Consider the following 12,169-nt stretch of genomic DNA (forward strand, 5'->3'; position numbering starts at 1 on the left):
TAACCATCCAAACCCAACGACAGGAGACGATACAATGAGCTTCGTTAAAACCACAGACGGCGTCGACATTTTCTTCAAGGATTGGGGTCCGAAGGACGCGCAGCCAATCGTGTTCCACCATGGCTGGCCGCTGTCGTCAGACGATTGGGATGCACAGATGCTGTTCTTCGTTTCCAAGGGTTACCGGGTGGTTGCCCATGACCGTCGCGGCCATGGACGCTCGGCCCAGGTATCAGAAGGGCACGATATGGACCACTATGCGGCTGACGCCTTTGCGGTGGCCGAACATCTGGACCTGAAAAACGCCGTCCATATCGGCCATTCCACAGGTGGCGGCGAAGTTGCCCGTTATGTTGCCAAGCATGGCGAACCCGCTGGCCGCGTTGCCAAGGCTGTTCTCGTCTCCGCCGTTCCTCCGCTGATGCTGAAGACAGAAAGCAATCCCGAAGGTCTGCCCATGGAAGTCTTTGATGGTTTCCGCTCGGCACTTGCCGCCAACCGCGCTCAGTTCTTCCGCGATGTTCCCGCAGGTCCGTTCTATGGCTTTAACCGGGATGGTGCGACCGTGCACGAGGGTGTCATCCAGAATTGGTGGCGTCAGGGCATGATGGGCAGCGCCAAGGCGCATTATGATGGCATCAAGGCATTTTCGGAAACCGATCAGACCGAAGATCTGAAAGCCATCGGCGTTCCGACGCTTGTTCTGCATGGCGAAGACGACCAGATCGTTCCGATTGCTGACGCAGCCCATAAAGCCATCAAGCTTTTGAAGAACGGCACGATCAAAACCTACCCCGGCTTCTCCCACGGCATGCTCACGGTCAATGCCGACGTGCTGAACGCTGATCTTCTGGCCTTCATCAAGGGTTGAGACGTCCCCCGTTTACCGATTAAAATGCTGATGCCGATGGCCAACCTGCTGTCGGCATCACGCCTGCTAGTGCCGGTTACGCAAGCGCCATTCCCTTGGCCCAACACCGGTAACCCGTGTGAAGCTTTCAACAAATGCAATCTGATCTTTAAAACCGCAAACCTGCGCCACCGCGCCAATGGTTTCTGCCGTTTTGACAAGATAGGACTTGGCCCTTGCGATCCGTGTTTCCAGCAACCACTCGCCAACAGGGTGACCAGTCGTTTGTTGAAAACCGTATGCCAAATCCTCCACCGAAAAGCCGCTTGCCATCGATATGTCCGCGAGGCTGATCTCGCGGGACAGGTTGGTGTTGATATAGGTCTTGATACGTTTTTCCTGCAGAGGTGTAAGCCGACCGGACGCAGACAGACTTTGCGCAGGCGACCGTCCGTATCTGTGGGCAAGGTGAGCAATAAATGCGAGGCCGATGTGGGGAACAAGCATGTCTCGTGCATGATCCGGCATATCGAACAATGGCATCAACGCCGCGCCCATGTTGTGGATCACCTCATCGTGCAGACCACGACAGATCATAAAATCATTTAACCGTGGTTCACCCGCTTCCTCGGCAAGTTCGGCAAGATGCGACGCAGGGATGTGAAAAACGAGCACATCAAGTGTGCCGTCTATGGAAATGGCCGCACCCCTTGCTAAACTCACCAGACAGATCGAGCCGTTTGCATAGGTCCTGATCGGACCCAAGCTACCATCAGACGCTATGTCGCAATGTTGGGCATCTCCAAGATAGAGCATAACCAGGAACGCATCATCAGGTGCGAGGACGACCCGGCTGTTACCGTGTTCGTAGCAACTCACAATATGCACGACGGTGAGTTGCGCTCCCCCCAGCGGCTTAACTACGAATGCCCGTGCTGCATCGACACCAAAGCTGGCTGCGATTTTTTCATTGACTTTCAACCATTTACTCACATCTGTATAGTGCTGGAATGAATTGCGCTTTAGCCGTAATCGGGGACCATATATTGCAGTTTCCTACACGCTAATTTTCACGCTATATTGTACAAAAGCGCTTTTTCAAGATCGATTGGTCGCTAAACTTTACGTCAAGCGACCAGCATAATTTATGGGTAAACTGCGTTCGTCGCAGATAAGGGAGCTAGGTTTCATGATGACTGGTCCCGGAAATGCAAGCCTTAACACCCCAGGCAAAGCTGCGGACAAATTCGGCTGCACGTTGACGCAACTGGCGACGAATCAAACCCTGTCATCGCCGGACATGGACATTTTCCGCAAGGCAACGCGCTCCTCCCAGCTCGATCAGGTCAGCACATACGGAAGCGATCAGGGGTTTCTAGTCGGCGTGTCGTTACGCGCAGGTCATCAGCGGCGTATTTTTCAACAACACCACGCGACCAGCCACGACTTTTTCGAAAACGCGTTTTACATCCGTAACCTGGCGGATGACTACAAAGCTGATCTTTGCACACCGTTCGATTTCATGCTGTTTCAGATATCGCCTTCTTCACTGGCAAAGATCGCTGATGATGCTGACGTAGGCGGAGTGAATATGCTTTCGCCAGCAACGGCTGGCAAGGATATCGTTCTGACAAATCTGGCGCGCGCGCTGCTCCCTGCCCTCCAGCGACCCGAAGAGGCCAACGCTCTTTTCGTTGATCAGATGACGACGGCGATCGGCACCTATCTGGTTCAGCGTTACGGCGGACGGCCTGTACCCGCTGCTGTGCGAACGCCGGTGCTTTCCCGCGCGCAAGAGCAAATGGCAAAATCCATTCTGCTTGAGCATCTTGAAGGAGATGTGTCGATTGCTGACGTTGCGCAGGCCTGCAACCTGTCGCGCGGCTATTTCATCCGCGCTTTCCGCGAAGCCACAGGCGTGACGCCTTATCAATGGCTCCTGAACCAACGCGTCGACCGCGCACGGCATCTGATAAAGACTTCCAATGCGCCTCTTGCGGAGATCGCGGTCGCCTGCGGCTTTGCGGATCAGAGCCACTTCACACGCGTGTTCTCGGCTCTCGTCGGGACAACTCCCGGCACTTGGCGACGCAGTATTTGATTTGAAGTTTTGCCCACCGCGACTGCGCATACGGCTAAACGTGCGCGACGGCGCAGGGCAAGACAATGCCGCGAGGTGTCACGGCACCAGTCATGCTTATCAAGCGCCTCGATTTTACGTCAGACCGCGCTGACGGTACATATTGGCGGCTAAACGGACGCGGTTATCACCGCGCCGTAAATGACCTCGGCCACATCAGCGGGTGCTGACAGCAACGACATGTGGCTAGCCTCAAGCTCCGTTGTCTTTGCCTTCATTTTCGCGGCGAGTTCACGTTGCAACTCGACATTCACCGCACGGTCTTCACTGGAAACGAGGTAATACGTGGGTCTGTCTAACCAAGCCGCTTGGCTCACTGTGTCACTGAACGTTGAAACTCCAAGCGGCGTCTGCACAGCGGCAAGGAGCCTTGCCTCGCTCTCAGGAAGATCTTGGGCGACGTTGCCGATCCAGCTTTCCACACTCATCATAAGCTTGCCGTTTCCAATGTCGGTCACACCGCTCAAACCTGGAGGTGCTCCATGCGCGGCCACTTGATCGCCGGTCGACTGCCCCACGTCGGGGGCGAACGCCGCAACATAGACCAAGGCTTTGACGTTCGGACTGTTGCCTACTTGCGTAATAACCGTTCCACCCCAGCTATGACCGACAAGGACTACCGGTCCCTTGATTGCATCGAGCACGAGTTGCGTGGCAGCAACGTCATCGGCCAGCGAGGTGGTCGGGTTCTGGACCGCGACAACGTCGATCCCCTTTTCCAGAAGCAACCTGATGACGCGCCGCCAGCTGGAGCCGTCGGCCCAGGCACCGTGAACAAGCACTGCGGTGGCATTACGAGATGAATGCAATTCCATGATCGATCTCCTTGATCGTTTGAGTGCGGTGTGTTTCGTCCCTAAACCTGGGAGCAAGCTCCTGACAGCTTGGGCAGATGCGCTGTTTATGCCGCGAGTGGCGCGAGATTAGCCTCAATCTCATGGCGGAAGTTCTCATAGCGGCTGGGCAGTTTCAGTGCCTCACCGAGGTGAGCCGTGTCTTCATCCCGATTGAATCCCGGTTCGTTGGTGGCGATCTCGAAGAGGATGCCGCCCGGAGTTCGGAAATAGATTGCCCAGAAGTAATCGCGGTCGATGACCGGGGTCACCTGATAACCGGTATCCATCAGCGCCTTGCGCACCTGGAGCTGCTTTTCCCTGTTATCAACGGCAAAGGCGATGTGATGGACAGAGCCAGCACCCTGCCGGGCAAATGGCGTCTTCCCAAGTCCGGCGAGATCGATCGTATTGGCCCCATTACCGCCTGGAATGATGAACCGGGTAACATCGCCCTCAGTCTGGGCCCGCTCATACCCCATAAAGCCAAGAAGCTCTTCGGTGGCGGCCGTTTCGTGGAGGTTGAAGCGCGCTCCGGAAAAGCCTCTGATAGCAACATCGTCGGGCACGCCCTCGCCGACCCAGGCCGTACGGTTGTCGTCTGTCGTTTCGACCAAGGCGAAGCCGTCACCATCAGGACCGTTGAACCGCAAGCGGTTCGCTCCAAACACGGTATCGGTAGAAAGCCCGCTGACACCCTGGGAAACAAAGCGATCCTTCCAGAAGGCGAGAGCACCTTTGGGAACGGCAAATTGCGTTTCACCGACTTCGCCGACACCCGGACGTTTGGGCATCATGTTCGGAAAGGGAAAATAGGTCATAACCGTGCCAGGCGTGCCGTTCTCATCGCCATAATAGAGATGATAGACGCTAGGATCGTCAAAATTGACGGTCTTTTTCACTCGGCGAAGTCCGAGCGTATCGGTGAAAAACCTGTTATTTTGCCGCGCATCAGATGCCATGGAAGTGATGTGATGCAGCCCTTGGATATCCTTGATCATCGCCCTTGTCCTTCTGCGTGATGACTGTCTGTTCCTGTGAACAAAGATCTACCCGGCTTGATCGAAACACGGAATTGCAATATTGCTGTCGAATGAATTGCTCTTTTTGAAATAATCGAGATGAATGATTACAAGGTTCTGAAGACTTTTCTGCTCGCTGCCGAGAAGCGTAATTTTGCGCAGGTCGCTCGCGAGCTCAACATGACGGCTGCCGCCGTAACGCGGGCGATTGCAGCGCTTGAGGAAGACCTTGGTGTCCAGCTTTTCGTGCGAACGACCCGGCAGGTATCGCTCACGACGGATGGCGCGGTTTTCGCCGCGCAGATTCAGCCAGCCGTCGAGGCCCTTGAAAGCGCCCGCAAGGATATCCGCAATGCCCACAAGGCTGATCAAGGCCGCCTGCGTATCAGCGCGCCGACATGGTTCGGCAAAGCTGTGTTGCAACCGATCCTGTCCGGGTTCAGAGAGCTTCACCCGAAAATCAGTTTCGAGATATCGCTGTCCGATGGGCTCGTGGATATCGTCGATGACGATTTTGATCTGGCCATCCGCATCTCATCCCAACCGTCTGACAAGTTCACGATCTGGCGCAAGATCAGAGTTGTGCCACGCATTCTGGTCGCGGCACCGGGAAGCCGGTTCGTCGATATGCAGCATCCCAGCGAACTGACGCCCGACGATTGCCTTGCCTATAGTGGCGAAAGCCGCCGGGAAAACTGGGTTCTGTCCGATGCCGGGGCAAGCATGGCAATCCCCGCCGGGCACGCGTTCAGCGCCAATAGTGGTGAGGTTCTGGCCGATATGGCGGCTGATGGTGCCGGTGTTGCATTGCTGCCGGGCTTTCACATTTCGGAACATCTAAAGACAGGACGCCTGGTTCACATTCTACCGGGCTGGTCGCCACCAGACCTCTGGTTGACACTCTACTACCCGCCATATCAGGCCCTGCCCCCGCGCATCGCCTCATTCTCAAAATTCTTCGAAGAACAGGTGGCCTCGCATATGGTCATGCTGAACTGAGGCAGCCTTATGCTGGCGAACGATCAATCGAGAGTGAACCGTCCCGATTTTGCCCAGACGCCCGTTCGGTGACGAAAAGCCAATCACTCAATGAATGACGGCATGACTTTAGACCAATCGACCATCGGCCGATTGATGTGGCAGGATCGGGCCAGAAGAATTGACACTTCCGAGCCTCAAAATTTCACGTGTTCAGCATTTCCCTGAGGCTGTTCGTAATCAGAGCGTGATCCTGGACATCTGGCAGGCCACTGACCGCGACAGAACCTATGAACGTGCCGCCCTGGAGAACGAGAGGAAACCCACCTCCACTTGCGACGTAATCACTTACCGGCAGACCGAATTTTTGATTGAAATCGTATCCCTTCGCCTCAGCTTCAAGCCTGACCCTGAGAGAACTGCGATGAAATCGTTGAACGACGGCACATTTTCGTTTTGTCCACCCGAAATTGTCGATCGTTGCTCCCGGCAGCAAAGTTGCGAAGACGATGTCTGTTCCGTGCCTTACCTCGATCGCAACCGGATGGTTTTGCTCAACGGCTTTCTGCCTAAGCAGGCTGCCAAGCGCCCAGGCGAATGCATAGTGAAAGGTCGGGATCTGGAGGGAAGTCTCCTCCGCCTTTAATGAGTCAATTGTCAGCGTTTCCTGGGTCATTCGTCATCCCGCGCATGTTTTAACGCGATCAACATATCAGCTTCGCTCGTTTGCGCCACCGACACGTGCAAGGGCTAGCATTAAAAGAGCCCATTAGACATGGTGCTCTTGAAGAATCTGAAATGATGACTGGGTTGGCCATCCAGCTTCATTGTATGGAAATATATGAACCGCGCCGGCTTTGCCGGAGACCGTTTGGTTTAAGTTATGCGGCCATGGCTGGCGCATCCAGCATGGCGTAGTATCGTTCTTCTGCCTCTGCGGGCGGAATGTTTCCACTGTTCGATATTTTATAATGCCCGTGTCGCCTGCGTTTTCCCTGGCCCCGGTGCACCCTTTGGTTTTCCCGGATACGGGGCTGCCGATGTCGGTTACCCTCATTCATATTGATGATGAAGCCTCGACACCGCTGGCCTTCAGCGTCGTCACATCTTCGCGACGGTCGAGAAGAAACCGGCTTCGCCATAACTGCTGCCCCTCTCAATTGCCGTCGCCGCACTTACAAGTGCCGCAAGAACCGTCATGCGCGGATCGCAATAATCGGTCTATTATTTGCATTTCACATAATGCTGTTTCTTCCGTAACCATCCCTAACGAGGAAACTCTGCTCGCCATGAAGTGGCTAGCAGTTGGGAGGAAATATGACATTTCTGCTTAGGGTAGCATCGCTTAGCGCGATGTCGATCACGCTCGCCTATACTTTCTGGTCACCCGCGAGAGCGCAAGAGCAAGATGCGCATGCTTTGTGTTCCGCGTTCGAGAATGCGGATATTCCAGCAGCTAATATAACGCTTCCAACCACGGGCGCGAAAGTGCGGTCCGCAACGTTCGTCAGCGCGTCTGATCCCTCCAATCAAAACGGAGAATACTGTAAAATCATCGGAGAGACGAAGCCGGTCGATCCAAAGGCGCCCGATATCGTCTGGCAGGTCAATCTCCCTACGTCCTGGAACGGCAAGCTTCTGCAATATGGCGGCGGCGGCTACAATGGCAGCGTGCCGCCGACAACGGACAAGACGACACTCGGCCTCTATGTCGCGCCCACTCCGCTGGCGCAGGGCTACGTCACATTCGGAAGCGATTCAGGACATCAGGCATCGACCGCAGATGATGCTACCTTCGCCAAAAATGACGAGGCAATGCTGAACTACGGATATATGCACATCAAGAAAACACTCGATGTTGCGAAGGCTCTGGTCGAGAAAAGGTATAAAAAACCCACATCAAGGGTATATTTTCAAGGTGGCTCCACAGGCGGGCGCGAGGGTTTGACGGCGGCATCGCGTTGGCCGGAATCATATGATGGTATTCTGACAAACTACCCGACCGCCAATTTCGTTGGACTCAGGCTGTGGGGCGCAGCGCTTGCGCGTGCCGTCTATGATGACAACTCAACAGGATGGATCCCACCAAAGCTCGTCGAGAAGATTTCTAAGGAAGCGATCAAGTCCTGCGATGGGCTGGATGGTGCAGAAGATGGCATGATCAGCAATATGAGGGCATGCCGGGCTCAATCAAAAGCACTGGTCGAGAGCCTTTCCTGCCAGGGTGAAACGACCGGAAATCCTGAAGACTGTTTGACGAAAGCGCAGATCGAACGGACGCTTGATATCTATCACGAAGGCTACTCACTGCCCTACACGCTGGCTGATGGCATAGACACCTACCCCGGCTATAACAGCCTGGAAGGTATCATGATGCAGTTGGGGTCGGAGCCTCAAATGCGTATCCCTCCAGTGTCCGGGCCCAATGCCCATCATTCCAGCCGCTCCTACGAATTTCTGCAAAATTTCGTCTCGCGAGACCAGCCACTCGATTTCCTGTCGTTCGACATTCGCAATCCGGGCAAGCTGAAGGCCAAGATCGTCGAACTCTCAGATGTCATTGGTGCGACACGGACCGACTGGTCCGCCTTCAGCGCCCGCGGCGGCAAAATCATCTGGCTTCAGGGCAATGACGATCCGAGTGTAAGCCCTCTCGGCAACACCAAATTGTTCGAGTCCATCGTCGCAAAGATGGGCAGGGAAAAAGTCAGTGCGTTCATGCGCTTCTACCTCGTACCAGGTCTGGCCCACGGAGGCGGTCGCTTCTCACCAACATGGGACAATCTGACCGCCCTGGATAATTGGGTCGAAAACAACGTTCCGCCTGTGGGTCCAATCGTACTGGATGCGACCAAGTCGTCCACGAAGGGACGCACTCGTCCGCTCTGCGAATATCCGTCGTGGCCAAAATACAAAGGTGATGGCGATATGGCGATGGCTTCCAGCTTCACGTGCTCAACCAACTGAAAAAATCAATATCTAGAGGGAGGAACTCAATGGTCTCTGGTCCCAATCTATCGAGACGCGCCATGCTTGCCGGGTCGGCAGTGTCAACTTTAACCGCTGTGGGCCTGACCGGGCAGACGGCATCTGCGGCAGACCCAATTTCGTGTGTCGCTCCCGTCTCGGACAAACCATGGAAGACCGTCAAAGACGTCACATCGGCTGGCTGGTCACCGGCGAAACTTGCTGAGATGGAAACGAAACTTTACCCGTTGCCCACGACATCCATGATGATCTTGCAAGGTGGTGAGATCGTCTATCGCTATGGAAATATTTCCGACGTCAGCTACTTGGCTTCAGCCAGAAAAAGCGTCTTATCTATGCTGTTCGGACGTTATGTGGCGGAAGGCAAGATTGATCTGAACATGACCATTGGAGATGTCGGCATCGAGGAGGATGACGGACTTCTGCCCGTGGAAAAAACCGCGAAAATCAAGGACCTGCTGACATCGAGTTCCGGCGTCTATCATGCAGCTGGCAGCCCCGGCGGAAACGAGAACACGCCGGCACGCGGCAAGACAGCACCCGGCTCCGTCTTTTTCTACAACAACTGGGATTTCAATGTTCTCGGCGCTATCTTCGAAAAACGCACTGGAAAGACGGTCTTCCAGGCGCTGAAGGAGGACATCGCCGAACCGCTGGGCTTTGAGGATTTCGACATCGATAGACAAAGAATGATGGGTTATGAGAACCAGTCCCGTTACCTCGCCTACCACCTGTTCCTCTCCGCTCGTGACATGGCGCGCCTAGGGCAACTGATGCTTCAAGGCGGAAAGTGGGACGGGAAGACAATCGTGCCGGAAAGCTGGATTGCCGAAAGCACGAAAATGCGGTTTACACCGGAACAGACCAAGAGCAAGGAAGGCCTTGGATATGCGTATCTCTGGTGGACACCGACATCCAGCGATCCCGCATTCAAAGGCTCCTACCTGATGAATGGCAATTTCGGGCAATTCGTTCTGTGTCTTCCTGCTATCGACACGGTCATCGTCCATCGCCGTGCCGTCACGGACGAATTTGCAGTCGCTCGTAACCTTGGGAAAACCACCTATGAGCCGACTAAGGTCAACGCTGGCGATTTCCTCAAAATTGCTGACGCAGTCGTGGCTGCCAGGACATAAGCTTGGCTCTGGAACAGGGTTCCGAAACGCCACCCTTCTGGCGGTCTGCCAGTCAGGATGCGATCCGGTTGCCTGTTCCGTCCGATGCTGCGGCAGGTTTCGCTTGCGTTTGCCCTCGCAGGCGAGTTCCTGCCTTTTCGGAGTGATCTCCGTGTCAGGCGCTCCATGCCCAACTTCATCGCGTTAACCGCCATTTCAAAGCTAACCGCTAATAATGGCTGCTAAACGAATTCCTGTCCGCACGCACCCATCGACGGTTTACCCGGCTTTCGCGAGCATGAAACCGGCGAGCATTCCCAGCTGGAGGCGAGGACTGCCTTATGCAAGGATCAAGACATCACTGGCGCATTTGAGAAAACCAGTTCCATTCGATCAGCAAGAAACCGCGTCACGATGCTCTGCACAGGTCGATCCTCCAGATCGACATCGACGGCCTGACTGACGAGAATGATGCTATCCGATGCACAGTTTAAAAAATCCTCGTCCCGCGCAGAGGCGCGTTCTGCGGTTAGTCGTGTTTCGCGTCGCCTGTAATCCGCCAGACCTTCGCGCATCAGAGCTTTGGTGATCGACCCTGTCTCTGCATAGGCCGCGATAATTCCCGGAAAACGGTCGGCTGAGAAAAACGAAGTCGAACGCGACATCGGCACTCCATCGACCACTGCCAGATGTTCGAGGCGATGCAGAGGCATGCCAACACCACACTCCAGAAGCCGCGCCTGAGTTGCATCCGCAGATACTCGTTGCGCGTTGATAAGTCGGCCCGATGGTTCCAGCGACTGGCGCATCATGTTCTCGGAAAAGCGCGCTCTGGCTCCAATCGGGTAGACGATCCGCTTCTGGACCGCGTTGACAAAAGTGCCGCGTCCGCGCTCGGCGCGCAGCAAACCCTCGCTCGAAAGTGCAGCGATCGCACGCCGCACCGTATGGCGGTTGACGCCATATTGCGCCGCAAGTTCGGTTTCCGGAGGCAGTTGATCGTTGATTGCCCCTTCGCCGATGGCGCTGCGTAACCCGTCTGCAACCCTTCGCCAGCGCGAAATGCCATCATCCGTTCCGTTCATCGCAATATCTTCCAGCTGTCATTCGACCGTCATCGTTCTCAGTGTATAAAATCAACAAGACTACTTGTCTACACAAATAGACAAATATGGAGCGACAATGATCAGCGATAACAATGCCGATATCTTCTCCAGAAAGAACGCGCTGGACATCCTGGCTGCGGCATCGGCAGACATTCTTGCCGAACAGTATGAAGCACTTGAGCCGACGCTGCCGACTGCAGTTCCAGTTCGCGGCCCGGAAATCGGTGCCGTCATGATCCGCGGCAAGGTTGGTGGCGGAGGCGCTGCATTTAACCTTGGCGAGGCCAGCGTCACCCGCGCAACGGTCAAGCTTGCAAGCGGAGAGATCGGGCATTCGATCATCCTTGGCAGGGACAAGCGCAAAGCTCGCATCGTCGCTCATCTGGATGCGTTGCGGCAGATACCGGATTGGGTTGGGCAGATCGACAGCAAGATCGTCCGCCCCGCACTCGATGCGATGAACGCTGGAAAGCTTCGCCGCGCCGAAGAGACAGAGGCCACCAAAGTTGACTTCTTCACCGTCGCACGAGGAGAAGATTGATGCAGGATGCAGTTTTCGACGGAGGCTTTGTCGATCCGGTTTTTGCCTCACAGGATATTTTCCGCGCCGTGATGGATGCAATGTCTCGTCCGGGCACGATGGTCGATCTCGGCCTACGTGCAACCGGGCCTTACCCCCTGAATTCTGCCGCATCGGCAATCCTCCTGACGCTTGCTGATTATGATACGCCTGTCTGGTTCGAGGCCTCGAGTGATGTACGTGAAGCTGCGGCCTGGCTGACTTTTCAGACCGGCGCGGTTATCGCTCCGGACGCCGGAAAAGCCAGTTTTGTCGTCCTGTCGGAGATGAGCGACACGACGCGGTGGCATGCTTTTGCCCGCGGAACGATGGCTTATCCCGACCGCTCGGCAACATTGCTGCTACCCGTTCAATCTCTTGTCGGCGGGGCAACTCTCCAACTCTCCGGTCCCGGCATCGAAACCATCTGCGAAATCGCGCCGAGTTGTTTGCCAGAGGGATTCACCGAGGTGATGAAGTCCAATGCGGCGTCATATCCGCTCGGCTTCGACCTCATTCTTGTCTGTGATGCCGAAGCGATCGCCTTGCCGCGCACGACGCGCATCCGGGAGGCTTGA

12 protein-coding genes are annotated in these 12,169 nt (G+C 55.4%); 7 read left to right on the forward strand and 5 right to left on the reverse strand.

The features are described 5' to 3' along the window. The first annotated feature begins 34 nt into the window (after window positions 1-34). Window positions 35-871 (forward strand): alpha/beta fold hydrolase, encoded by an 837-nt coding sequence (locus tag ACQZ51_RS14325; RefSeq protein WP_448778340.1) that lies wholly within the window; start codon window positions 35-37, stop codon window positions 869-871. A gap of 66 nt (window positions 872-937) precedes the next feature. Here the strand turns inward: ACQZ51_RS14325 and ACQZ51_RS14330 are convergent, their stop codons facing one another. Beyond that, complete coding sequence (locus ACQZ51_RS14330; RefSeq protein ID WP_448778155.1) at window positions 938-1,831, reverse strand: helix-turn-helix transcriptional regulator; 894 nt, start codon at window positions 1,829-1,831, stop codon at window positions 938-940. Between the two features lie 286 nt (window positions 1,832-2,117). On the opposite strand from ACQZ51_RS14330, the gene ACQZ51_RS14335 reads away from it, so the two are divergent. Continuing rightward, on the forward strand, window positions 2,118-2,951 hold the full coding sequence (locus ACQZ51_RS14335; RefSeq protein WP_448778342.1) for a helix-turn-helix domain-containing protein: 834 nt from the start codon (window positions 2,118-2,120) through the stop codon (window positions 2,949-2,951). A 149-nt stretch (window positions 2,952-3,100) separates the two neighbouring features. Here the strand turns inward: ACQZ51_RS14335 and ACQZ51_RS14340 are convergent, their stop codons facing one another. Next, entirely contained in the window at window positions 3,101-3,805 is a 705-nt protein-coding gene (locus ACQZ51_RS14340; RefSeq protein WP_448778156.1) for an alpha/beta fold hydrolase, read from the reverse strand. Window positions 3,806-3,891: 86 nt separating this feature from the next. Next, a complete protein-coding gene (locus ACQZ51_RS14345; protein WP_448778157.1) occupies window positions 3,892-4,824 on the reverse strand; it encodes a VOC family protein in 933 nt (310 codons plus the stop codon). A gap of 120 nt (window positions 4,825-4,944) precedes the next feature. Between ACQZ51_RS14345 and ACQZ51_RS14350 the strand changes: the two genes are divergently transcribed. Further along, a complete protein-coding gene (locus ACQZ51_RS14350) occupies window positions 4,945-5,844 on the forward strand; it encodes a LysR substrate-binding domain-containing protein (protein WP_448778159.1) in 900 nt (299 codons plus the stop codon). 184 nt (window positions 5,845-6,028) lie between these two features. Here ACQZ51_RS14350 and ACQZ51_RS14355 read toward each other — a convergent pair whose 3' ends face one another. After that, window positions 6,029-6,499 (reverse strand): heme-degrading domain-containing protein, encoded by a 471-nt coding sequence (locus ACQZ51_RS14355; RefSeq protein ID WP_448778161.1) that lies wholly within the window; start codon window positions 6,497-6,499, stop codon window positions 6,029-6,031. Window positions 6,500-7,140: 641 nt separating this feature from the next. Here ACQZ51_RS14355 and ACQZ51_RS14360 point away from each other — a divergent pair. Then, window positions 7,141-8,790, forward strand: coding sequence for a tannase/feruloyl esterase family alpha/beta hydrolase (locus ACQZ51_RS14360; protein WP_448778162.1), 1,650 nt, complete (start codon window positions 7,141-7,143; stop codon window positions 8,788-8,790). A 29-nt stretch (window positions 8,791-8,819) separates the two neighbouring features. Next, the gene (locus ACQZ51_RS14365) at window positions 8,820-9,947 is read left to right on the forward strand and encodes a serine hydrolase domain-containing protein (protein WP_448778163.1); all 1,128 of its coding nucleotides are present in this window, start codon (window positions 8,820-8,822) and stop codon (window positions 9,945-9,947) included. A 329-nt stretch (window positions 9,948-10,276) separates the two neighbouring features. On the opposite strand, the gene phnF is transcribed toward ACQZ51_RS14365, so the two are convergent. Next, the gene (gene phnF / locus ACQZ51_RS14370) at window positions 10,277-11,011 is read right to left on the reverse strand and encodes a phosphonate metabolism transcriptional regulator PhnF (RefSeq protein WP_448778165.1); all 735 of its coding nucleotides are present in this window, start codon (window positions 11,009-11,011) and stop codon (window positions 10,277-10,279) included. A 97-nt stretch (window positions 11,012-11,108) separates the two neighbouring features. Here phnF and phnG point away from each other — a divergent pair, with 97 nt between their 5' ends. Further along, complete coding sequence (gene phnG, locus ACQZ51_RS14375) at window positions 11,109-11,573, forward strand: phosphonate C-P lyase system protein PhnG (RefSeq protein WP_448778167.1); 465 nt, start codon at window positions 11,109-11,111, stop codon at window positions 11,571-11,573. Beyond that, window positions 11,573-12,169 carry a phosphonate C-P lyase system protein PhnH gene (gene phnH / locus ACQZ51_RS14380; protein WP_448778168.1) on the forward strand — a complete coding sequence of 199 codons (597 nt, stop codon included), beginning with the start codon at window positions 11,573-11,575 and terminating at the stop codon, window positions 12,167-12,169. The genes phnG and phnH overlap by 1 nt, the downstream gene beginning before the upstream one ends.

This window comes from Agrobacterium sp. CG674, from assembly GCF_053521645.1.